The 24,867-nt window shown below is 35.0% G+C and carries 20 protein-coding genes; 5 read left to right on the forward strand and 15 right to left on the reverse strand.

Features of this window, described 5'->3' with window-relative positions:
* Window positions 1-38 precede the first annotated feature (38 nt).
* Window positions 39-1,352: a hypothetical protein gene (locus V4538_01400; GenBank protein MES2379665.1), complete on the reverse strand. Its 1,314-nt coding sequence runs from the start codon at window positions 1,350-1,352 to the stop codon at window positions 39-41.
* 266 nt (window positions 1,353-1,618) lie between these two features.
* On the opposite strand from V4538_01400, the gene V4538_01405 reads away from it, so the two are divergent.
* Window positions 1,619-4,606, forward strand: coding sequence for an amidohydrolase family protein (locus V4538_01405; GenBank protein MES2379666.1), 2,988 nt, complete (start codon window positions 1,619-1,621; stop codon window positions 4,604-4,606).
* 13 nt (window positions 4,607-4,619) lie between these two features.
* Here V4538_01405 and V4538_01410 read toward each other — a convergent pair whose 3' ends face one another.
* The 9 genes from V4538_01410 to V4538_01450 form a co-directional block, all read right to left on the reverse strand.
* On the reverse strand, window positions 4,620-6,722 hold the full coding sequence (locus tag V4538_01410) for a T9SS type B sorting domain-containing protein (GenBank protein MES2379667.1): 2,103 nt from the start codon (window positions 6,720-6,722) through the stop codon (window positions 4,620-4,622).
* Between the two features lie 70 nt (window positions 6,723-6,792).
* Window positions 6,793-7,425: a carbonic anhydrase gene (locus V4538_01415; protein MES2379668.1), complete on the reverse strand. Its 633-nt coding sequence runs from the start codon at window positions 7,423-7,425 to the stop codon at window positions 6,793-6,795.
* 53 nt (window positions 7,426-7,478) lie between these two features.
* Complete coding sequence (locus V4538_01420; protein MES2379669.1) at window positions 7,479-9,002, reverse strand: SulP family inorganic anion transporter; 1,524 nt, start codon at window positions 9,000-9,002, stop codon at window positions 7,479-7,481.
* Between the two features lie 64 nt (window positions 9,003-9,066).
* Complete coding sequence (locus tag V4538_01425) at window positions 9,067-9,375, reverse strand: hypothetical protein (protein ID MES2379670.1); 309 nt, start codon at window positions 9,373-9,375, stop codon at window positions 9,067-9,069.
* Between the two features lie 192 nt (window positions 9,376-9,567).
* A complete protein-coding gene (locus V4538_01430) occupies window positions 9,568-10,437 on the reverse strand; it encodes an FKBP-type peptidyl-prolyl cis-trans isomerase (protein ID MES2379671.1) in 870 nt (289 codons plus the stop codon).
* Between the two features lie 54 nt (window positions 10,438-10,491).
* Complete coding sequence (locus V4538_01435) at window positions 10,492-11,343, reverse strand: FKBP-type peptidyl-prolyl cis-trans isomerase (protein MES2379672.1); 852 nt, start codon at window positions 11,341-11,343, stop codon at window positions 10,492-10,494.
* A 4-nt stretch (window positions 11,344-11,347) separates the two neighbouring features.
* Window positions 11,348-12,226 carry an FKBP-type peptidyl-prolyl cis-trans isomerase gene (locus V4538_01440; GenBank protein MES2379673.1) on the reverse strand — a complete coding sequence of 293 codons (879 nt, stop codon included), beginning with the start codon at window positions 12,224-12,226 and terminating at the stop codon, window positions 11,348-11,350.
* 22 nt (window positions 12,227-12,248) lie between these two features.
* A complete protein-coding gene (locus V4538_01445; protein ID MES2379674.1) occupies window positions 12,249-13,259 on the reverse strand; it encodes a DHH family phosphoesterase in 1,011 nt (336 codons plus the stop codon).
* 145 nt (window positions 13,260-13,404) lie between these two features.
* The gene (locus V4538_01450) at window positions 13,405-15,423 is read right to left on the reverse strand and encodes a dehydrogenase E1 component subunit alpha/beta (GenBank protein MES2379675.1); all 2,019 of its coding nucleotides are present in this window, start codon (window positions 15,421-15,423) and stop codon (window positions 13,405-13,407) included.
* 193 nt (window positions 15,424-15,616) lie between these two features.
* Between V4538_01450 and miaA the strand changes: the two genes are divergently transcribed.
* The 4 genes from miaA to nudK all read left to right on the forward strand — a co-directional run bounded on the left by miaA (window position 15,617) and on the right by nudK (window position 19,362).
* Window positions 15,617-16,543 carry a tRNA (adenosine(37)-N6)-dimethylallyltransferase MiaA gene (gene miaA, locus V4538_01455; protein MES2379676.1) on the forward strand — a complete coding sequence of 309 codons (927 nt, stop codon included), beginning with the start codon at window positions 15,617-15,619 and terminating at the stop codon, window positions 16,541-16,543.
* Between the two features lie 57 nt (window positions 16,544-16,600).
* A complete protein-coding gene (locus V4538_01460) occupies window positions 16,601-17,599 on the forward strand; it encodes a zinc-binding dehydrogenase (protein ID MES2379677.1) in 999 nt (332 codons plus the stop codon).
* A 170-nt stretch (window positions 17,600-17,769) separates the two neighbouring features.
* Window positions 17,770-18,747, forward strand: a complete 978-nt coding sequence (locus V4538_01465; GenBank protein ID MES2379678.1) for a YitT family protein — start codon at window positions 17,770-17,772, stop codon at window positions 18,745-18,747.
* Between the two features lie 36 nt (window positions 18,748-18,783).
* On the forward strand, window positions 18,784-19,362 hold the full coding sequence (nudK, locus tag V4538_01470; GenBank protein ID MES2379679.1) for a GDP-mannose pyrophosphatase NudK: 579 nt from the start codon (window positions 18,784-18,786) through the stop codon (window positions 19,360-19,362).
* On the opposite strand, the gene V4538_01475 is transcribed toward nudK, so the two are convergent.
* The 5 genes from V4538_01475 to V4538_01495 form a co-directional block, all read right to left on the reverse strand.
* On the reverse strand, window positions 19,359-20,264 hold the full coding sequence (locus V4538_01475) for a 1,4-dihydroxy-2-naphthoate polyprenyltransferase (protein ID MES2379680.1): 906 nt from the start codon (window positions 20,262-20,264) through the stop codon (window positions 19,359-19,361). The genes nudK and V4538_01475 overlap by 4 nt on opposite strands.
* Window positions 20,265-20,269: 5 nt before the next feature.
* Complete coding sequence (locus V4538_01480; protein ID MES2379681.1) at window positions 20,270-20,956, reverse strand: hypothetical protein; 687 nt, start codon at window positions 20,954-20,956, stop codon at window positions 20,270-20,272.
* A gap of 4 nt (window positions 20,957-20,960) precedes the next feature.
* Window positions 20,961-22,604: a S8 family serine peptidase gene (locus V4538_01485; GenBank protein MES2379682.1), complete on the reverse strand. Its 1,644-nt coding sequence runs from the start codon at window positions 22,602-22,604 to the stop codon at window positions 20,961-20,963.
* A gap of 21 nt (window positions 22,605-22,625) precedes the next feature.
* Window positions 22,626-23,879 (reverse strand): imidazolonepropionase, encoded by a 1,254-nt coding sequence (hutI, locus tag V4538_01490; protein MES2379683.1) that lies wholly within the window; start codon window positions 23,877-23,879, stop codon window positions 22,626-22,628.
* A gap of 72 nt (window positions 23,880-23,951) precedes the next feature.
* Complete coding sequence (locus V4538_01495; protein ID MES2379684.1) at window positions 23,952-24,854, reverse strand: CorA family divalent cation transporter; 903 nt, start codon at window positions 24,852-24,854, stop codon at window positions 23,952-23,954.
* Window positions 24,855-24,867 lie beyond the last annotated feature (13 nt).

Raw genomic sequence — 24,867 nt, forward strand, 5'->3', positions numbered from 1 at the left:
GTCAAATGTAAAATAAAGGATTAAATAAATTTTAGGTATTATTGGTTAATTTTCGGGTTAACCAAATAGGGGTGATAAGGTACTGCAGGTAACTGAAAATAATTGCTTTTATAGCTATTGGTATGCCAGCCTGCCCACCACGTTGGGCCTAAAAACAAAGTCAAATCGTTACTGTCTATAGGAAAGGTATTTTTATTGTCAGTTAAAAAAATAGTTCTTTCTTTTTGCAATTTACATTTGGCTAAAATGTATGAATCAATGCCTGTGTTCCAATGGTTAAAAAACAAATCCTGGTTTTCAAAATCGCTATAGCTTGCTATTATTTTAGGATAAGTTTGTAAAGTCATTACTTCTTCTAATTTTTTTAAGCGCTTAACCGGGTAATTAGCTGCTTTTATAATCTGAACAAATGAAACAATAGCAATCATTAAAGTAATACTTACCATTATTTTATTCTGGAAATATTCTTTTTGAAAACACAAATAGCTAAAGGGCAAAACAATCATAAATAAACCGGGCATAAATGATTTTTCCATCATGATATCGGCATCTCCTTTTAAAAAAGTAAGCATAGCTAATAGGGTAAAACCTATAAATGCAAGCAAGCTAAATGCCAACGCCAAAAACCGTTTACTTTTTATGCTTATATATACATACACAATGAATAAAATAATACTTGAAAGGTACACGCCCGGCAAACGGGTTTTGAGATACAAAAAGGGATAAAAATCGCTTAAATGGGTAAATGATTTTAGGTTGGTAAACAAATTTTGGTACTGCTGTACATCGTAACTCTCCTTGTTTGATTGCATCATACGGAAAACAAGTGCCATTAAAATAATAGCTATTAAAACCAAGGCCATTGGTAATTTTATTTGCTTGTTTATAAACGTAAATACGGCTACAAAACCAACAGTAAATAATCCTATGGGATGTGACACAATAGCTAATATGGCTACTACCAGCAAACTGATGTATGCTATAATTTTAGGATAATTAACCCAAACGGGCGATGCTAATACGGCATATAAAAATCCTGAAAAAACCAACGCATGGTAGGTTTCGGTAACGGGATGAAAAAAACTAAAAGCTACTCCAATAATTAAACTAAAAGCTATGGCAAAAGCTGCTTCTTTTACTTTTAAAAATTTATAACAAACCCAGGCTATTAAAAAGTACTCTATTGGAAATATTATTGAATACAGATATACCATAAAATACATGGGTAATCCTATTTTGGCAGCCAGTATGATGGGTATTTGCGAAATGAAAATACCAAATCTGTTTTCGGGAAAGTAAAAATTTTGGGTATCAAGTATCTGAAAAAAAAAGTACGAATTATCTATATTCAATATTCTTTCGAAGGCGAACAGAATGGAGCATATAAAATACGTAAAGAATATATACAGAAAAATATGATCGGTTTTTTGATTTCTAAAATAAGCAAACATGTTTACTGACAAAGGATATTAAGGCGTAAATTTAAAACACCAAAACTAATCAAAAAAAGCTTAGTTTTTTGAGGCTAATATTTACCCCCCTTTCCCACTTAAATATTTGATTATTTAGTTTACTCAAAATATTTATATTGCTTACTTTTACCAAAAGCCTTTATTAAATGAAATTTAGATACTACTCTTTTTTATGCCTCTTATTATCATTCATTTTCTTATCTATTACGCTATCAGCCCAACAAACACAACCTGTTAACGGACCACGTAATATTAAAAACACCCGTTTTGCATTGGTAAATGCGACCATTTTTGTTGATGCCAATACTAAAATTGAAAATGGTACCATAATTATTAATAAGGGTAAAATTGAAAATATTGGTAAACAAATAAACATACCTAAGGACGCTGAAATCATTAATGCAAAAGGAAAATTTATTTACCCATCGTTTATAGATTTGTATGCTTCATACGGTATTAAAACAACCGGAAACTATAACTCAAACCATAATACTAACCAATATGGCTCTAATAAAAATGGTGCGTATGCCTGGAACGATGCTATTAAGGCTGATATAAATGCCATTGACTATTTTAGCTATGATGAAAATCAATCAAAACAATTATTAGCTAATGGTTTTGCCGCTACTTTATCGGGTACTCACGATGGTATTCATAGGGGTTCTGCGGCATTGGTACTAACTACTAAGGCTAATGAAAGTGAGTTAATTATTAACCGCCAAGCAGCTGCGGGGTTTAGCTTTAACAAGGGTTCATCAAGACAGGATTACCCGAACTCTTTAATGGGAAGTATTGCTTTGCTAAGGCAAACTTTTAACGATGCCAACTGGTACACTAAACAAACACAAGAGAAGAATTTAACTTTACAGGCTTTTAACGATTTAAAAATGGCACCTCAAATATTTGAAGTGGATAATAAATTGTCGGTTTTAAGGGCCAGTAAAATAGCACAAGAGTTTAATACTACTTTTATTATAAAGGGTGCGGGTGATGAGTACCAACGTATCAATGAAATTAAGGACACAAAAGCAACGCTTATTATTCCTATTAATTTTCCAAAGGCTTTTGATGTAGAAGATGTATTTGATGCCAACTTTGTTTCGACTGCTGATTTAAAACATTGGGAAATGGCCCCTGCCAATGCTCATTTACTGGCTCAGGCTAATATTAACTTTGCTATTACTTCATACGGCTGTAACGATGCCAATGAGTTTTTAAAGAACTTACGTAAAGCGGTGCAATACGGTTTAAGCGAAACGGCAGCATTAAATGCACTTACCAAAATTCCTGCTCAGTTAATAAAAGCGGATGCTATAATGGGCAGTTTACAAAAAAACATGCTGGCTAATTTCTTTATTAGCAATAAACCCATTTTTGAAAAAGAGGCTGTTATTTTAGAGCATTGGGTAAAGGGTTACAAAACGGAAATAAATGATGTACCTGAAGTGGATGTAAGGGGTAATTATACGGTTGCATTAAATGGCTTTGACAATTATGTTTTAAAAATAGATGGCGATATAAGCAAGCCGAATGCTACGCTGTTGGGTTCTGATACTTTAAAGGCTAGTTTAAGTATGCAAAACAATATGATGAATATGGTTTTTCTGGCAACGAAAAAAGGGACTGAAAATATCAGGATCAACTTTTGGGTTGATAAAACGGATAATATCAATGATACCATTCAGGCAAAAAGTTTGAGTGGACAAGCACAATTAAGTGATGGTACTTTGAATGTTTTTAAAGCTATATGGATAGAAAAAGCCAAAGCCGAAAAGAAAAAACAAGATTCAACACAAGCTATTTCATTGGGCAATATTGTTTATCCTTTTACTGATTACGGCTGGCAAAACCAACCGGTAACTGAAACCATTATTTTTAAAAATGCTACGGTTTGGAGCAATGAAAAAGAAGGTATTATACAAGAAACGGATGTGGCTATAAGCAATGGAAAAATAAAAGCCATTGGCAAGGATTTAATTGTAGCGGGTGCCCGAACAATTGATGCCAAAGGGAAACATTTAACCAACGGCATTATTGACGAACACTCGCATATTGCTATTTACCGTGGTGTAAATGAATGCTCGCAAGTAGTTACCAGTGAAGTACGTATTGGCGATGTGGTGTATAGTGAAGACATTAATATTTACAGGCAATTGGCAGGTGGCGTTACTTCTGCACAATTGCTACATGGCTCATGTAATCCTATTGGCGGGCAAAGTGCTTTGATTAAACTACGCTGGGGTGCAGCACCTGAAAAAATGAAAATTGAAGGCGCTGATGGTTTTATAAAATTTGCTTTGGGTGAAAATGTAAAACAAAGTAATTGGGGTAGTCCAACTCCGCGTTACCCGCAAACTCGTATGGGTGTTGAACAAATACTGTATGATGAATTTATAAAGGCAAAAGAATACGAAAAAGCATTGAAATTAAATACGAATACGCGTAAGGATTTGGAGTTGGATGCATTGGTAGAAATATTAAACAAAAAACGTTTTATAAGTTGCCACAGTTATGTACAAAGTGAAATAAATATGCTTATGCACGTGGCGGATAGTATGGGCTTTAAAGTAAATACATTTACCCATATTTTAGAAGGTTATAAGCTAGCTGACAAAATGAAAGCGCATGGTGTAAATGCCAGTACTTTTGCTGACTGGTGGGCTTACAAGTATGAGGTAATTGATGCCATTCCGTACAATGCTGCTATTATGCATAAAATGGGTATTAATGTGGCTATAAACAGTGACGATGCTGAAATGGGCCGCAGGTTAAACCAAGAGGCTGCAAAAATTATAAAATATGGTAATATAAGTGAAGAAGATGCGTGGAAAATGGTAACACTTAACCCGGCCAAAATGCTTCATTTGGATAATAAATTGGGTAGTATAAAAGTGGGTAAGGATGCTGATTTGGTTTTATGGAGTAATAACCCATTAAGTATTTATGCCAAACCTGAAATGACTTTTGTAGATGGTATTTGCTATTATAGTTTAAGCCAGGATGAAGTACAAAGAAAAACTAATCAAACAGAGCGTCAACGTATCATAAACAAAATGATTGCCGCCAAACAAGCTGGCGAAAAAACGGAACACAGGGTAAGTAGTCTTGATGAAAATTACCACTGCGAAGATTAGTTTTTAACCGTTACTATCTTAGCAAAGTAAGGTTTCCTTTGGTTTCAAAGTGTTGTATTTTTTTATTGATATAACCTGAATACTTTACTTCGTATATATACACATCGCTTTGTGCTAACTTTGCATTAACTGTTCCATCCCATTGCTTGCTCATGGTATTGGTAGTAAATACTAGCTCTCCCCAACGGTTATATATATTCATGTGGAATGTTTCTACATCGCTTGCTATGGGGGCATAAGTATCGTTCAATCCATCGCCATTGGGCGTAAATGCATTAGGTAAATATAAACTTACCGGACATTTGCGTTTTACTAGTGTACCATCGCTTCCATCGCAACCCCTGAAATCTTTTACTACCACAAAGTATTCGCCAACGGTTCCAACTATAATCCATTGTGTGGTATCATCTGTTGGTGTCCATTTGTAATGGGTAAATTTTTCACCCGCGTCCAGCTTTACCAATTCTTTTTCTTTGTCGCAAATAAAATACTCATCGCCTAAAGCTGTAAACAATGAGGGGTAATATTCAATATGGATTGTATCTTCATTATAGCAACCACCATTGCTTACTTTAACGCTGTATTTTCCCGGTTTATTTACTTGAATATAGGGGCTGGTATCGCCTGTATTCCATTTATAAGTATCGGCATTTTGCGTGGCTGTTAAAGTTATTTTGGAACCAAAACACAAGGTTGTATCGTTTCCTAAATTAATGGTGGGTTTTTCGCCTATTTTAATTGTATCAACTAAACTAAATTTTGTGTTACATACAAACCAGTTAAAGCTTACTATAAATTTTCCTGCTGTTTGGTAGGTATGGGTTGTTGTTATTTTTTTGGAGGTATTATTATCGCCAAAATCCCAAAACAAGGAGTCGTACAAAAGGTCGGTTGAATCTTTTAACTGAAATATGGATTGGGTTAATACGCAATTGGGTGTTATGTTTAATTGTGGTGTGCCGGTGTATTGAAACTGATTGCTCACATCCAGTACAAAATTAGGGAAATGCTCTGCGCCAATACTACCTAAAAATGGTTGTTTACGTAACTGAATGGAATTCTGTTTAAAATCGCAATTGGTGCCTTGTAGCCACGGTTGATTAATAACGGATATTTTGGAGGTAAAGGTTCTGCTCTCTGAACCGGTCAGGTATATTTTTCCATTGCTTCCTATTTGTAGGTCGCCAATTGATTCATGGGAGTTAGCTATTATAACCCTTGAACTGCTGGGGTTTGCTGTATTCATATCGTATTGGCATAAGAAGAACAGATCACTGCTCGTGTAATAGGATACATATAAAAATCTGCCCGATGAATCGTAACACACATAGCCTGATTTTGCATATATACCTCCCAGAAAATCGAAAACTGATTTACTTAATGTTATTGTTCCGCATTTTTTATCGATAGAAAACTCCTGCACAATACAAGGGTCAGCACTATTTATATCTGAGTTGCTAAATATATAAGCTAACTTATCGCCTCTTCTGTTTGTGGTTAATTTACCATATAAGTATTGGGTATTGCTATAAGTTGGTTGCCCTGCTATTGATATTACGGGTGTTTTATTGATGGTGCAATCAACAATTTTATAGCTGAAAAATCTGTTATCGCCCTTTTTATGGGTAACCAACCAATGGCCTTGGTTATTGGGTAACCTTACGGCTGTAAATTGCAAATCCATATTGGTACCCAACAAACTATCTTTATACACCACATCGCCAAATCCATTATTTAACGACATATCTACCATGGCATAGTAAATTATATTGTTCTCGTTGGTATAAAAAATAAGATGCTTTTTGTTGCTCCCTTTTACCACCATGCAGTTGGAAACGTATGGACTTGTTTTTAACTGACCATTGGGCATTGCTGTATGGGCTTTGTTAAAAACAGTTGTTCCATTGGTATAAAACAAGAGATTACCTGTTGCATTGTCTGACAAGGAAGAACTAGCCGCTGGTGAATACATAATGCTTGTATTATCAGGTATAGGGGTCATTATATTGTTAGAAAAATTCATTCCTAAATAGGTACCGAAAAACCAATTGTTATTTTGGTTTTGTGCCTGCACCCAATAGGCATTAACTAACAATATAAATAACCACTTTTTCATTTAGCTTATTTGACAACTTATGTATGCAAAACATTGCATTACAATTATATTAAAACAGCAATTATGCTTATTACATATTAAACCTGTAAATAGGATCAATATCTTCGGTTCCATCGTGTATTACACTTAAATCTGTTACCAAGCCGCTATTGATTCCATATACCCAGCCATGTAAATGTAAGGAACGTGTTTTCCACGCCTCCTGTACTATAATTGTTTTGGCCAGATTTCTTACTTGTTCTATTACGTTTAATTCGGTTAGTCTGTCCAATCGCTTATCCATGTCTTCTATTGCTTCTAAAGTATTAGCATTGTTTTTGTAAACGTCTTTTATGGCTCTAAGCCAATTATCGACAAAGCCATGTCTTTCATTACTCATAGCTGCCATAACACCTCCGCATCCATAATGTCCGCATACTATAATATGTTTTACTTTTAAATGCTTTACGGCATACTCTAATACGCTTAACAAATTCATATCGGCATGTATTACCAAATTGGCAATATTGCGGTGTACAAATATTTCACCGCTTTCTGTATTGGTTACTTCATTAGCCGGTACTCTACTATCGCTGCATCCTATCCAAAGGTACTCGGGCTTTTGCCCAATCGATAATTTTTTAAAATACAAAGGGTCTTGAAATTTCTTTGACATGGCAAATCTTTTGTTGCCTTCTATTAATTTTTTATATGAATCTTCCATCATTTGTTTTATCGGTTATAATTTATTTTAAAATTATATTTTTAATTGACTTCTTAATTTTCGTATTTAAAAAACTCTACATCTATTTTTTTGTGATGGCTGTTTGTAACAAAATCTGAGATAACATCCTGTGCATCTCTGTTGATATGCTGATTGATACTGCCATCTACTATTACTTTGCTATCAGGTGCAACTGTTTTAAAAAAGTTAATTAAATACCCTTTGTTAAAAAAGGTTACATGTTGCGGCAACTTAAGCAGGTAATATCGTTTTCCTTCTATTAACTCTGTGTTCGACTCGAATGAAAATTTTATATTATCCCTGATAATAAAAATAACAGCAATAATTAATCCGGCACAAACACCTTTTAACAAATCGGTTAAAAGCATTACAATAATAGTAATAACAAAAGGAATAAACTGCTCTAAACCGTATTTCCATTGTTCTTTAAAAATGGCTAATTTGGTTAATTTAAAACCTGTTGTAATTAATACTGCAGCTAAACAGGCATTGGGAATTAGTGCCAATAATTGAGGAAATAAAATAACACTAAACAATAATAACATTGCATGTATAATGGCTGACCATTTTGTTTTGGCTCCTGCGTTTATATTGGCAGAGCTTCTAACAATTACGGAGGTAACGGGTAAGCCACCAATAAGCCCACAAACTATATTACCTATACCCTGGGCCAATAGTTCTTTGTTTGTATTTGATTCGTTTTTTTCTGTATCTAACTTATCAATTGCTTCTATACCCAACAATGTTTCTAAACTGGCCACAATAGCTAATGTAAATACTATTATCCAAAATGCTCCAGTATGAGCAAACGAAAAATCGGGTGTGGTCAAATTAGCCTTTACATCTGAAAAAGAAGTAATGGTAGGTAAATTAACCAAATGTTGGCTTTCTATTTTTAAAAGAGGATTTGCACTAAATAAAAGGGTACATATAATACCTAAAATAACTACCAGTAATGGACCGGGTAAAATGGCCAACACTTTGTTTTTCTTATATGCTGGCTTATCGGCCAACAATAAAATAATGAACGAGATAATACCTACAATAACGGCACCGGGTGTAATGTAATTAACCATGTTTAACAACTCGGTAAATGAATTTTGTCCATCAGTTTGCATAAACTCAAAATCGCCCCCAGGGTCCTTATCGTATCCAAATAAATGGGGTATTTGTTTTATAATTAAAATAATACCAATACCGGCTAACATACCTTTTATAACGGCATTGGGAATATAGTTACCAATACTTCCTGCTTTTAAAAAGCCTAAAAGTATTTGTACTACACCTGCTAAAACTACAGCAGCAAGAAAAACTTCATAGCTGCCCAGTTGGGCTATAGCTGCTATTACAATAGCTGTTAAACCGGCTGCCGGGCCAGAAACGCTGTATTTGGAACCGCTAAATATGGTAACTATTATACCCCCGACAACACCTGCTATAATTCCTGAAAACAATGGTACCCCGCAAGCCATGGCTATACCTAAACATAATGGCAAAGCCACTAAAAACACAACAATACCCGACTTTAAATCGGATAAAATATTTTTTTTAAACATAAATACTTTTAAAATTATTTAATAATGAAAACGGTCTGCACTCAAATCAAATGCAGGCATACAATTACATAAAATAAGACTTGGGAGGGGGTTGGGGTATTTTCTTATTGCCCGCAATGCATTTCATTTCTGTACTGTTCCAAAAAACTTTTGATAGGATATGAAATGTTAAAAAGCGTGAGTCTTTAATGACGTCAAATATTTCGTCATTGGTATCGCTGTCGTGTGATTCTTCTTCTTCTGTTATTTGATTAGATAGGGTTCTAAATACCTTACTCTCTTTGCACAAACCAATAATAGTAGATTGCAGCGTTAGTGAAACAACACTGAATATGAAAAGAAAAAGAAACGTGTTACGTATGTTACTACTCACTTTTTTTTACTGGTTTGGTTAATCTACCGGCCGCAAAATATATTATTTGACACAAGATTCTATATAAATTTTATGTTAGCTTCCTTTAATGACTGTGTTTTAACAGTAAACTGTTAATTAAAAATATAATAAATGGGCATAAAAAAAGCCGGGTAAATATTACCCGGCTTTTAATTTTATCAATAGTATTTTCTATTCAAGACCTACTAATTCACAATCGAAAATTAATGTTGCATTGGGTGGAATAGCTCCCGGTGCACCTTTTTCGCCATAAGCCAACTCGCTTGGTATAATAAAACGCATTTTATCGCCTACATGCATTAATTCAATTCCTTCTTCCCAACCTTTTATAACCATGCCTCTTCCTAATTGGAATTGAATTGGTTCACCACGTTCAACTGATGAATCAAATTTTTTGCCATCCATTAAGTATCCTGTGTAATGTACTGAAACGTATTTACCTTGTTGGGCTTTTTCGCCTGTACCCGACTCTACTTTTATAAAACGTAAACCGCTTTGCATACGCACTGTATCTAAACCATCTACTACAAAAGGAACAGCCGGTTTTGGTTTTGGAGATTCTACCGCATCAACTACTTCTACATCAAAAATAAGGGTAGCTTTTGGAGGGATAACACCACCCATACCGTTTTCGCCATAAGCTAAATTATAAGGTATAGTAAATATTGCTTTATCGCCAACGTTTAACAACTGAAAACCTTCATCCCAACCCGGAATAACCTGACCGGCACCTACAGTAAATGAAAATGGTTTACCACCATCTCTTGAACTGTCAAATTTTTTACCATCAATTAATGTTCCGGTGTAATGTGCAGTTACTTTATCACCTTTCATTACTTTCCTACCACTGCCTTTTTCGGTTACTCTAACCTTTAAACCACTGGCAGTAGTTATCTCATTTGGGTCTGTCATAGTTGCTTTCATTGGTTGCGAAAATTTTTTTTGTGTTGTACCTTTTTTATTTGATTTAGGTTTTGCTTGTTGGGCAAAGTTGGCTCCAAATACAAACAACATTCCTATGGTTAATATTTTTTTAAACATCTTTTAAAATTGATAATTTCTACAATTGTATAAATAAAATTGCTGTAAAAAAACTTAATTTATTTCCAGCACCTGCACATCGAATACCAAACTTGAATAAGGTGGTATTGGACCTGTTCCATGTGTTCCATAAGCTAAATACCACGGAATAATTAAACGATAGGTTTCTCCTTTTCGCATTAATTTTAATCCTTCATCCCAACCTTTTATAACCTGATTCATACCTACCACAAACTTAAAAGGTTCTCCTTTTTCATTGGTATCAAACACATCTCCATCAACAAGCCAACCTTTGTAGGTTACTGAAACCATATTGCCCTGCGCCACTTTTGTACCTGTAGGGTTTGCCTTTATTAGTTTATAACGCAATCCGCTTTTGGTGGCTTTTACGCCTTTAATGCGTTTGCAATAATTGGCCATTTTAACAGAATCTGCTTTAATGGTTGGTGCATTTTGTTCTTTTGATTTTTGTTCAATTTCAGCAAAAGTATATGCCTCCTGAATATGGAAGAACAACTGCACCACACTATTTGGTTTAACAAAATTGGGCAATGGTGCATTGAAAGTTTTAGTGTAAAATGTATCTGCCAATACTCTTACTTCTATACTGTCGCCAACGTTTAGCTGGTAAAACACTTTTTGTAAACCCGGTTGTTCTGTAGGTATGTAGTAGGGTTTATCGCTACTGATACTATTAAACAAAATGGTATCGCGGTTTTCTTCGCCCAGTTTTTTACCAAACCCAAGCAGGTCGACCAACATAACCATTTCTGGTTTTACATTTCTGCCCTTTTCATTTCTGTTTATAAAACGAAAGGCAGTATTCTCATCAACTTTTATCCAGGTTTGTGCCTGAACAAAAGTTGATAACAACATAAAACATAAAAGTGAGATACTTAAACGCATATAATTATTTTTTAGGGTTAGCTTTTCCTGGTAATACTTTTAAAAGCTTTACGTCAAAAATCAAGGTAGAGTTTGGAGGTATTGGACCACCACCTTGTTCGCCATAAGCCAAACGAGAAGGAACGATTAATTTAGCTTCTTCACCTTCGTGCAGTAACAATATTCCTTCGTCCCAACCTTGTATAACTTGTTTAACACCAAGGGTAAATTTAAAAGGATTGGCTGCATCTTCATTTTGATCGAAAGTAACACCGCTTAATAAATAACCTTTATAAAGCATTTGTACTTCTTGTCCTGATTTTGGTTGTACACCGTTACTTGCTTTTGTTATAACATATTTTAAACCTGAAGCAGTAGTTTTTACATCTTTCAAATTGGCTACGTATTGGCTGGCAGCTATAGAATCAGTAGCAATGGCTTTTGCTTTTTCTTCTGCCTGCATTACTTTTAATTCTTCCTGGTTGTAAATGTTTTCTACTTTTACGGTAAAGCTTAACTTAGAACCTTTCTTTAAAAATGCCGGTGTTAACTGACCAAAACTTTTCATAAATAAAGTATCGGCATTTACTGTAAACTGAGCGCTATCGCCTTTATGTAACATCATAAAAACATCTTTTAAAGTAGTTTCATCAGCTGGTATATAATAAGCTTTTCCTATTTTATATGAATCAAACAAGGCTGTATCTTTACCTCCTAATGAATCGGCAGTAACACCCATTCCTATCATTTGAATCATCATTAAATCGCCTTTTGATATTAAACGCGCAGTGTCGCTTGAGGTAATAATTCTATACTCTAAACCACTTTCTGTTGTTTGCATTTTTTTACCACAACTCATGGCTAAAAGGGATAATGCTCCCATAGCTAATACTAATTTTCTCATTGTTTATTTTTCTTATTCGTTATTAATTTAAATACTCTTTATACTCTTTTAAAGCTTCTTTAAAAGTTTGTTCTACCTGTTCTAATGGTGCTTTGCTCTCGCCTCCGGCAGCACTAAAATGTCCGCCTCCGTTAAAATATTTTCTTGCAAACTCATTAGCCGGGAAATTACCTTTTGCCCTGAAACTCATTTTTCTTGCCACTGTTCTGTCAACTATCAGCACCGAAAATTTTATATCTTTAATAGACAGACCGTAATTCACCAATCCTTCTGAATCTCCTACAATAATATCATATTTCTTTAACTCCTCAGCAGTAACGCATATAAGTGCTGTTTTGTATTCGGGGAAAATTTGTAATTTTTCGTTTAAACAGTAGCCAATAAAACGGGTTCTGTTCTCTGAATAGTTATCGTAAATTTTTTCGAAAATAATATTGCTTTCCGCCCCTTTATCCAACAACTCGGCAGCTACTCTGTGTGTGTTTGAAGTAGTGCTGCTGTGTTTAAATGAAGCCGTATCGGTCATAATACCTGCGTATAAACACGAGGCAATGTCTTTATTAATTAAATGTTCGAATGAAAGTATTTTAATAAACCAATAAATTAATTCGCAAGTGCTGCTTGCATTACTGGTCCAAAGTCTGTACGAGTCAAAATTTTCCGGTTGTAAATGATGGTCTATCATTACTTTTTTAGCGGCAGCATTGGCTACAATTTCGCCCAGTTCATTAATTCTTTTCAAAGCATTAAAGTCTAAACAGAAAACAAAATCGGCTTCTTCAATTATTTGTTTAGCAATAGCAGGCTTTTCTTCAAAGTCAATAACGGTCTTTTCGCCTGGCAACCATTTTAAAAAATCGCCATAATCGGTTGGAGTTATTACCTGTGCCTCTATATTTAATTGCAATAAAAAATGGTACAAACCCAAACTTGAACCCAATGCATCTGCATCCGGCTTATGGTGTGTAGTAATTACAATTTTAGGCTTATTGGCCGCTAGTAGTAAAGGTTTTAACTCAACAATATTATTCATTGGATTTTTTTAAAGCGATGCAAATGTCGTTAAAAACCAATCAAAAACAAGTTGAAAACAAATTGTCATACAAGTATTACTTAGCGCAGCGAAATATGGGGCTGTACCACTAATTTTTGATACTTAGCAATACAAAACGCAGGAACTAAAAATTCAACAAATTATCTAAGTCGGTTTTGAAACGTTCTTTAGGTAAAAAGTTTTGCTCTAAGTCCGGATTAAAAGGTACGGGCGTATCTAAACTGGCTGTACGTATAACGGGAGCATCCAGGTATTGGAAACAGTATTGTGCAATATGGGCTGCTATTTCTGCACCTACTCCACCTGTTAAGGTATCTTCATGTAACACAATGGCTTTACCTGTTTTTTTCACACTTTTCTCTACGGCATTTTTATCCCAAGGTAAAAGTGTTCTTAAATCAATAATATCGGCATCTATATTTTTTTCCTGGCAATGTTTTATAGCCCAATGCACACCTGCACCATAGGTTATGATAGAAACTTCTTCTCCTTCTCTAACCACTCTGGCTGGGCCTATTTCCAACATATAATAATCGTCAAAAACTTCTTCTTCCAGCTCTACGCTTCTATATAAGTTTTTATGTTCAAAATATAATATTGGATTGGGATCGTTAATAGCTGCTGTTAGTAATCCTTTGGCATCGCTCGGTGTTGAAGGATATACAATTTTTAAACCAGGTACATGGAAAAACCATGCTTCGTTACTTTGTGAATGGAACGGACCAGCTCCCATACCTGCACCTGTTGGCATACGCACTACCACATCAGCCTGTTGACCCCAACGGTAATATGATTTAGCTAAATTATTTACAATCTGATTAAACCCTACGCTTACAAAATCGGCAAACTGCATTTCAACCATGGCTTTCATTTTTTTAATAGCCAAACCATAGCCTGCTCCTAAAATAGCACTTTCGCAAAGTGGTGTATTACGCACACGGTCTTTGCCAAATTGCTCCACAAAACCTTGGGTAATTTTAAAAACTCCACCATAATCGGCTATATCCTGACCCATTAAAACCAATTCGGGATGTTTTTCCATGCTTTGGCGTAAACCATCGCTAATGGCATCGACTAAACGTTTTTTTGATTTATTGGCACTTGCCGGAACGGTTACTACATGTTGTAAGTTTTCGTATGGCTGGCTGGCTGGTAAACTAATTGGTTTATATAAATCAGCTACTTCAATTTCGGTATTCGGAATAATATCCGGCTCATTCAATACTTCTTCTACTCCCCCATCTATCTCTTCTTTTATTGCCGCTCGCATTTCGTTAATGGCATCGTAAGTTAAAACCTGTTGCTCCAGTAAATAACGCTCGTAATTAACTACCGGGTCTTTTTTACCCCAAATTTCAAACAACTCCTGTGGTACATATTTAACGCCTGAAGCTTCTTCGTGTCCACGCATTCTAAAGGTTATACACTCTAATAAAATAGGGCGCGGATTTTTTCTGATTGATTCCGCTAAACCACTCATTACATCATATACTTCTAATATGTTATTGCCATCTATACGGTATGCTTCCATACCATAGCCAACACCTTTATCAACAAAGCTTTTAAACTTAAACTGCTCATTACTTGGCGTTGACAAACCATAACCATTGTTTTCAATTAAAAATATAACGGGTAAGCTCCATACTGCAGCGGTATTTAAGGCTTCGTGGAAATCACCTTCACTGGCACCACCATCGCCACTAAATACTACGGTAGCCTTTTTTTCTTTTTGCAATTTGTTAGCCAAAGCTATTCCATCAGCCACACCAAGCATAGCGCCTAGGTGCGAAATCATACCAACAATATGGTACTCATTGGTTCCGAAATGGAAAGAGCGTTCGCGCCCCTTACTAAAACCATTGGCTTTTCCCTGCCATTGGCTAAACAATTTATTAAAAGGCATATTACGACCTGTAAAAACGCCTAGATTACGGTGTAATGGTAAAATATACTCATCATCGTGCAGGGCTTTAACACAGCCTGCACTTATAGCCTCCTGACCAATACCGCTAAACCATTTACTTACTTTACCCTGACGCAATAAAATAAGCATTTTCTCCTCTATCATTCTGGGTTTCAGAATGGCTTTGTATAAATCAATTAAAAGTTCGTTGCTATAATTTTTGCGGTTATACTGTAACATAATATGCTTTGCTAAAAGTGTGGGCGAAAATAGCAATTATGTTTTTATTTGATGTGATAAAGTTTATTGATTTTAACTTCATTACTTTAATCTGGTTTTTTTATATTTTCGAATCGAAAAAGGGAAGGTTTTTGTTTGGTACGAACCACTGATTTTGCTACTAATACGCTAACTGATAAATACATTAAATTCTTTGAATAAAAACTATAACTCCATCATCATTACAGGCCCAACAGCAAGTGGTAAAACTACTTTGGCTGTGCAATTGGCTGCAAATTTACATGGAGCTATTATCAGTGCTGATTCACGACAAGTTTACAGGGATTTAAATATAGGAACAGGTAAGGATTTATTTGAATACAATGTAAATGGTAAAAACATTCCTTATCACCTTATTGATATTGCTGATGTGGGTGCGCATTTTCATTTGTATGACTTCATCACACAATTTTACCACGCCTTTCAACTGATTGAACAACAAAACCAGTTGCCCATTATATGTGGAGGAACGGGTTTGTATCTGGATGCTATTTTAAAAAAACATGAATTAGCTGCTATCCCCAATAATATGGTTTTGCGAAACGAACTTGAATTGCTAGATAATGGGCAACTCATAACAAAATTGCAAAGTTATCAAGCGCCTTTTGAACAAGTAGATTTAAACAGCCACAAACGCTTGGTTAGGGCCATTGAAATAGCTGATTATTTAAGCCAACATACAAAACCTAAGGTTAATTTTATTGATTTAAAGCCTGTTATTTTTGCACTGGATTTACCCAAGGAAACACGCAGGAGTAAAATATCCGTTCGCTTAAAACATCGACTTGAAAACGGAATGATTGAAGAAGTAAAAGCGTTATTGGAAAAAGGCATTAGCCATGAACGATTGCAATTTCTAGGATTGGAATACCAATACATTTCTAAATATTTATTACAGGAAATCAGTTATGATGACCTATTTGTAAAACTGGAAACAGCTATTCATCAATATGCTAAACGCCAAATGACCTGGTTCAGGAAAATGGAACGGGAAGGCTTTACCATTCATTGGCTTGATGCCACAAAAGATATTAACGAAAACATAGCCATTATCAAACAAATAATAAACACCATTGATTGATAATTCATTATTTTCGGCTCAAAAATTAATTACATACGGTACAAAAATATTATTTATATGAAAGCAATTCTTTTAGAAGAACTCAACCAAAAATTAAGTATACACGAAACGGAAATGCCCACTATTGAAGCACACGAGGCTTTGGTAAAAGTAAAGGCTGCTGCATTAAATCACCGCGATTTATGGATACAAAAAGGACAATATGCAGGTATACGTTTTCCTATTATTTTGGGTGCCGATGGAAGTGGTATAGTTGATAAAGTAGGCTCTGATGTAAACCCTAATTGGTTAAACAAAGAAGTAATTATAAACCCAAGTTTAAATTGGGGAAATAACCCGCGTGTACAAGCAAAAGATTATGTAATATTGGGTACTCCAAACAATGGTACTTTTGCTGAATACGTAAAAATTGATGTTCGTTTATTACACGAAAAACCAAGCCATTTAACTTTTGAACAAGCTGCTGCTTTTCCATTGGCAGGTTTAACTGCTTTTAGAGCTACGCTTAAAAGAGCTGCAGCCAAAGCAGGCGAAAATGTTTTGATAACCGGTGTTGGAGGTGGTGTAGCATTGTTTGCAGTACAGTTTGCAGTAGCCAATGGTTGCAACGTTTATGTAACCAGTGGCGATGATGAAAAAATAAATAAAGCCCTACAATTGGGAGTGAAAGGTGGTGTTAACTATAAAAATGCCAATTGGGATAAAGAACTAAAAGCATTATGTGGTGGCTTTGATGCTATAGTTGATAGCAGTGGTGGCGATACTTTTAGTAAGTTAGTTGATATGGCTAAACCTGCCGGACGTATTGCTATGTACGGTGCTACATTGGGTGCATTTAACAGTGGAGTACCTGCTAAAATATTTTGGAAACAATTGGATATTTTAGGCTCAACCATGGGCAACGATGAAGAGTTTGGTGAAATGATTTCATTTATTAATAAACACAGCATAGTACCTGTTGTAGATGAAGTATTTAATTTAGCCGATGCACAAACAGCTCTAGAAAAAATGGGCAATGGAAAACAATTTGGGAAAATTGTGTTGAAAGTATTTTAATAGTACTATCCATCAGGTTGTAAAAAACTTAGCTTTCATAAGCTACTCAAAGTACCTAATTGTTTCAATAACTTAAAACAATTAGGTACTTTGTTATATTTACACTTTATATACTGCTACGTACTTTTTAAGTATTTAGAGTACGTACTCAAAAACCATCAATTTACTATATGAAACCTATTTGGACCAAAATAATAGAACTTACCATTCTTGATAAGAAACAGGACAAAAACCATATAAAACAGGACTATTCTAATTTTGAATTAGCCAAAGGTTTTTTACACTTCAAAATTACAGCCATCAGGTACTTAAAAGATTTTTTCTTGATTACTGCCGGTATTTTTTCGGCTGCATTTGGCTTTAAAGGATTTCTGTTAACCAATCATTTTATTGATGGTGGGGCTACCGGTATTTCTTTATTGATATCGGCTTTAACATCTATTCCGCTTTACTATTTAATTCTATTCATCAATATTCCTTTTATTATTCTGGGTTATAAAGTTATTGGAAAAGGTTTTGCCATTAAAACAGCATTGGCTATTACGGGGCTGGCTGTGTGTTTGGCAACTGTTCAATTTCCTAACATAACAAACGATAATTTATTGGTGGCTATATTTGGTGGATTTTTTCTTGGAGCGGGTATCGGCTTATCGGTTAGAGGAGGTGCTGTAATTGATGGGACTGAAGTATTGGCTATATTTTTAAGTCGTAAACTGGGTACTACCATTGGCGATATTATTATTATTATCAATGTTATTATTTTCTCCATTGCCGCCTATTTGCTTTCTATGGAAATAGCCTTGTATTCCATGATTACTTATTTGGCTGCTTCAAAAACATTAGACTTTGTTATTGAAGGTATTGATGAATACATTGGTGTTACTATTATTTCGGTACACAATGAACCCATCAGGCAAATGATTATAAACGAAATGGGTAGAGGTGTTACGGTTTACAAGGGACAAAGGGGCTTTGGCAAACATGGTGAGAAAGGGGAGATTGATATTGTGTATACGGTAATAACGAGGCTTGAGTTAAACAAGCTGAATACGGAAATTGAAAAAATTGACTCGAACGCTTTTGTTGTGATGAATAGTGTAAAGGATACCAAAGGTGGTATGATAAAAAAGCGTGCACTAAAACACTAACATTATTCGTTCCCCAAAAAAACTATTTAACTTTCTATGTCGACCAACGTTAAAATATTAAATACGGAAATACTCTCCGACAACTGGTATATACTCAAAAAAATAACCTTTGAATACTTAAAAAAGGATGGCTCTTGGATAACTCAAAGCAGGGAAGCATACGACAGAGGTAACGGTGCTACTATTTTACTTTACCATAAGGAACAACAAACTGTTATTTTAACGCAACAGTTTAGGTTACCTACTTATATAAATGGAAACGAAAATGGTTTGTTAATAGAAGCTTGTGCAGGCCTGCTGGATGAAGATAATGCGGAGGATTGTATCAGGCGTGAAACGGAAGAAGAAACCGGGTACAAAATTACCGATGTAAGAAAAATATTTGAGGCTTATATGTCGCCAGGTTCTGTTACTGAAATACTACACTTTTTTATAGCTGAATATACCAAAGACATGAAGGTAAATGAAGGCGGTGGCGTTGCCCACGAAGAAGAAAATATTGAAGTGCTTGAAATACCTGTTCAGGATGCTTTACAAATGATAGAAACAGGTGAAATAAAAGATGCCAAAACAATTATGTTATTGCAGTACATAAAACTGCATAACATTATTTAAAGCCATAAGTTACCTATACCAAACAGCAAAACAAACAGCATGGTTGATATAGCCAGTTGTTTTAACAATGGATCCAATAATAATTTATCGGAAGTATTTTTAACTGTAATAAGTTGTTTTAAAAACAAAGGAAAACTAATCACAAACAACAAGTTTTTCCAGGTAGGCATGTCGTACTGAAACATAACATAAACTAAGGTACATAGCAATGCTATTACTACAATACTATAATGGTATATTTTGCTTTTATCAAAACCTAATAAAGCAGGAATACTATTTTTACCAGCTTGCCTGTCTGAATCAATATCGCGCATATTATTCAAATTAAGCACGCCTACAGAAAACAATCCGCAGCTAATAGCAGGTAAAAATATAGTGGTTGTTAACTGTCCTGTTAGCAAATAATACGTTCCGCAAACGGCTATTAATCCGAAAAAAATAAATACAGAAATATCGCCTAAACCCATATAACCATAAGGGCGTTTGCCATTGGTGTAAGCTATAGCCGCTATAATGGAACCTATACCCAATACAAAAAGGGTTATCACTCCATTTAAACCTATTACATTCATACACGAGTACAGCAATGCTATACCTGTAACTAAACTTAATACTACAAATATTTTAATACCCGTTAGCATTTGCGCAGCACTAATTTTACCTGATTGCACTGCCCGTTTAGGCCCTTTGCGTCCATCGTGGTCTGCACCATGTTTGCTATCGCCATAATCGTTGGCAAGGTTAGAAAGGATTTGCAAAAACAATGCTGTTAAAAGTGTTAGTATAACTGATGCTGTTGATACACCACTGGTATTTAATGCTGCTAAAAAAACGCCCATTAAAATACAAGCCAATGAAAGCATTAATGTTCTTAAGCGAAAAGCTTCAATCCAATTTTTCATATACCTTACATACCTATGCTTATACCTAAACGTAAACGCGGCACTTCATAAACAACAGGAGCTATACTGGTAGTTTGAAACATATCGTTTAACCTGTAATAAGCTACTATATTAATTACCTCGTAACCAATTCTTGCATAAGCATCGTAATTAAAATTTTTGATGTAATTTAAATCACGTACAAAAACTTCCACGTTGTTTCCATTGGCATCTTTGGTTTCATAGTTATACGCATTGGCAAAATTCCATTTAGCCATAGCTCCTGCTTCAGCGTAAAAACCTTTACCTAAACTTACTCTTGCACCTAAACTCAATGAAAGGGCAGTAACCATAAAACGGTCAACACTGTTATTTAAAGTACTGGGGAAACTGGTATTGGTATCGGTTTTTTTGAATGCATAATTCTCCACATTAATACCGAATTGCGAAACCAACTTTAAGTTTTTATGCAATTTATATTTTAAGTTAATAGCTGTATTTACACCCAATGAATTAGCCAATGTACCTTCTAATCCTTTTTCATTAGCACCACCATAAAAAGTAAAATCCAACATCAAACCCAAACTCACCTTATTTTGTTTATTTGTATTTACAGTATCTCTGGTAACTGTTTCCTCCACAACCACTGTTTGTGCCTTTGTATAGGCCGAACCTATGAGCATTAATCCTATAATAGTAATTATTTTTTTCATGTCTTTATTCAATTGTTTTTGAGTATGTATATCCTTCAAAATGAAAATTAAGGGTATAGTTTTTACGTACGTTTTTTGGCTTAATAATTAACTGGGTTACTTCTCTAACGGATATTACTTCGTAGTAAGTAATTTCTCCTTTTTCATTTGTTGTATTCCAATAAAAATTCAATCCTATAGGTGGCCTCCTATCATTTAAATTGGCTTTTTCTTTTTCCTGAAATTGCACAATTTTATTGGTAACCGCAGAGTCAGTGAAAGTAATTTCATACGCCTCTATTGTTTTATCATTCTGTTCTACTTTAAAATTAGCTGTCGCTTTTTTAACTGATGGGTTTGTGAAATATCCGGCCTGAGGAATACCATATCCATGCATGTAATCAAAGTATGGATATAAATGTCCTGCTTTTTGAATTTCGGCAAACAACTGCATATTGGTTAAACTCCTGTTGCCTTGCCAGGCACAAGCAGCAAAACCACTTGTTAAGGGACATGAAAAGGAAGTGCCAAAAGTTTGGCTAATGGTTCCGTTCGGATTAGCTGCCACTACATGCCCGGGAGCACTTACATTGGGCTTAACCCTATAATCGGCACTCGGACCAATGGATGAAAAGTTAATATGCCTGTCAGTATATGGGTTTGTTCCTCCCACACATAATACGCTATCGGCATCGGCCGGTGTAACAATTGTTTTCCATGAATCTTGGTATTCGTTACCGGCTGAGTTTACTATTAAAATACCTTTTTGAGCAGCCACTGTTGCTGCAAATGAAACAACACTTTTTTTGCCATCCATGTCTCTTACGGTGTACCAATCTTTACCATAACCTAACGAGCTGCTTATAATCTGGGCACCATTTTTATCAGCCCATTCAGCCGCAGCCAACCAAAAATATTCTTCCTGTTTATCTTCTTTTATAGTCCATTCGGTACGAGCCAATAAAAATTCTGCATCGGTAGCCATACCCATTTTCACGCCATCAAATACCCCTGTAATACAACTTAAAGTATTGGTTCCATGTGCACCACCTTTGTATACATTTGTTTCTTTTTCAATAAAATCGTAAGTGCCTTTTATCTGGTTATTTTTACGTAAATGCTCAAATGCCATATGCTTATCAGCTCCGCTAAAACCTACATCAAACAAAGCAATACGAATGCCTTTACCTGTTAAACCTTTTTGCTCGAACTCAGCAGCACCAAATCTTCCTGTTTGATAATCTAGGAATTGTTTATTGGGGCCACTGATAGCTGTCTGTGCATTACTACCTGCAATTATTTTTTCATCACTGTTATGGTATTCATCAATAACTTTTACAAATGCATGTTTTGTTATTTGTGCTATCTGCACAGGTGTGGCTTTAACAAACAGCGCATTTAGCCAACGGCTAGCCACTAAAACTGTATTACACGCTGCGGTTACCTGCTGCTCATAACTTTCGTTAACGGGTAAATCTCTTTCATCAAAAAGAGGTAAATGTGCTAACGCTTTACGTTCAATGTTTTTTGCATCAAAGTAAGTATAGGGGTTAAAGCCCTGCGTTGGTTTATCCTTTAAATAAATCACATAAGTTTTTACTTCCTGTGCCCAAACAAACTGGTTACTTACTAAAAGTACAATTATTATTTTTAAAAAGTTCCTCATCATTACGCTACTTATTTTCTATTGTTATAGTAACTGTCCGTTTACAATAATACGTTCTACACAATCATCACCAAAATTATAAGGTATATAAGCCAGCGATGAAATAGGTTTGGTTATAACCAAATTGGCTTTTTTACCTACTGCTATACTTCCATGTGTTTTACTTAGCTCTATAGCATAAGCACCATTAATGGTGGTTGCATTAATGGCTTCGTTAGGTGTTAGTTTCATTTGTGTACAAGCTAAACTTACTACAAAGCCCATGCGTCCGTTTGGCGAACTTCCCGGATTGTAATCTGTAGCCAAACAAACGGGTAAGCCTGCATCTATCATTTTACGGGCTGGCATATACGGAATACCCAGAAAAAAAGAACAGTTAGGCAAACCAACTGGCATGGTATTGCTGTTTTTTAAACAAGCTATTTCTTCGTCACCCGTATATTCCAAATGGTCAACACTTAATGCATTATGTTTTACAGCTACTTGTACACCACCAGTATATCCTAACTCATTGCCATGTATTTTTGCTTTTAAATTATATTTAGAGGCTACATTTAATAAAGCATCTGTTTCTTCCACACTGTAAAATCCTTTATCGCAAAACACATCAAAATAATCAGCCAATCCTTCGGCTGCTATATTGGGCATCATTTCATTTACTATTAAATCAATATAACCTTGGTGATTATTTTTGTAAGCTGTAGGAAAAGCGTGTGCGCCTAAAAAAGTTGATTTTATAGTGATGGGGGATGCTTGTTTTAAACGTGCAATTACACGCAACATTTTAAGTTCGTCTTGTACCGTTAAGCCATAACCACTTTTTATTTCAATAGCTGCGGTACCAAAACGTATTACTTGCCACAAACGCTCATAAGCTTGTTCGTACAAATCGTTTTCGCTCATGGTTTGCAAACGTTTGGCTGAGTTTAAAATACCTCCGCCTGCCTCGGCAATTTCTTCGTAGGTTTTGCCTTTTATACGCATTTCAAATTCTTCTTCGCGCCATTTGGCAAAAACAATATGGGTATGGCTATCTATAAAAGAGGGCATTACAAACCGTTGCGAAGCGTTAATTTCTTCTCCAATATTTTTATCCTGAATATGGGCCTGTAAATCTTTCATAGCACCATAACTATGAATTAAATCGTTTTCAATAAGTATAAAAGCATCGTCAATGGTGGGTAGCACATCCATCTCTTTGCCTTTTTTTAGCAAAACTGAATGCCCATCAACTCCTACTATTTGTTTAATATTTGTAATTAATTTATAACACGCCATAACGCAAACCTCTGTTAATTTGTAAAAATGCAAATGTAAATAGTTATCATAAGTTACATAAAGCAATGCTCATTAAATCCAGCCTTTTCTGCTAAACCACTGATAAATAACTATTGTAATTAAAAACATAAAAATTAATATCCCTGGATAACCATATTGATGGTTTAACTCTGGCATTATTCTAAAATTCATTCCATAAATACCTACTATAAAAGTTAATGGTAAAAAAAATGCAGAGAACACGGTAAGAATACGCATTACCTCATTGGTTTTTTGGCTCGACAGGGAAATATAAATGTTTAGTAAGCTATGAATACTTTCATATATTTCTTCTGTGATGGTTTCTTCTCTTACGTACGTATCACGCAAATCTTCGTAAATGGTATTGCGTTTATGAGAACTGCCTAGTTGGTCAATAACTGTTTTAGTCAGTGTAATTAAACGTTTTTGAACATACATTTTCCGCTTAATTAAATACAGGTTCTTCAAAAAATCGGGGATTCGGTTTTTCAAGAATATGCGTGTTTCGTATAAATCAATTTCATTGTCCAGCTTCATCAAAGGCTCTTCAAAACTTTGCAATGAGTCCTTTACTATTTTACAAATAATATCGAATGGCGATTTGCAAATGGGACTGTTAGCATATTTTTTAACTACATTATTTATAATCTTTGATTCGTGCCTGTGAATGGTCAGTAAAAAATCCTTTGCATAAAAAATAGCAATTTTGCGGGTTAGCTTCTGCATACTATCTGCGCCACCATCGCTGGTTGCATCATAGTTACGTATGATTATAAATGTTTTATCATCCAGCTGTTCAAACTTGGGTAAATGCTCCGGATCTAAACAATCCTTAATGGCCGTTTCAGGTAATCCGTACTGAATGGCTAAACTCATTAACTCCTGCTCACTTGGTTGATTTACATCAATCCAAGTAAATGAATTTTCAGCACCCGATTTTATAGTTTGTAACATAGTTTTACTGAGC

This window comes from Bacteroidota bacterium (assembly GCA_040388375.1).
Classification (GTDB): domain Bacteria; phylum Bacteroidota; class Bacteroidia; order UKL13-3; family UKL13-3; genus JAAFJM01.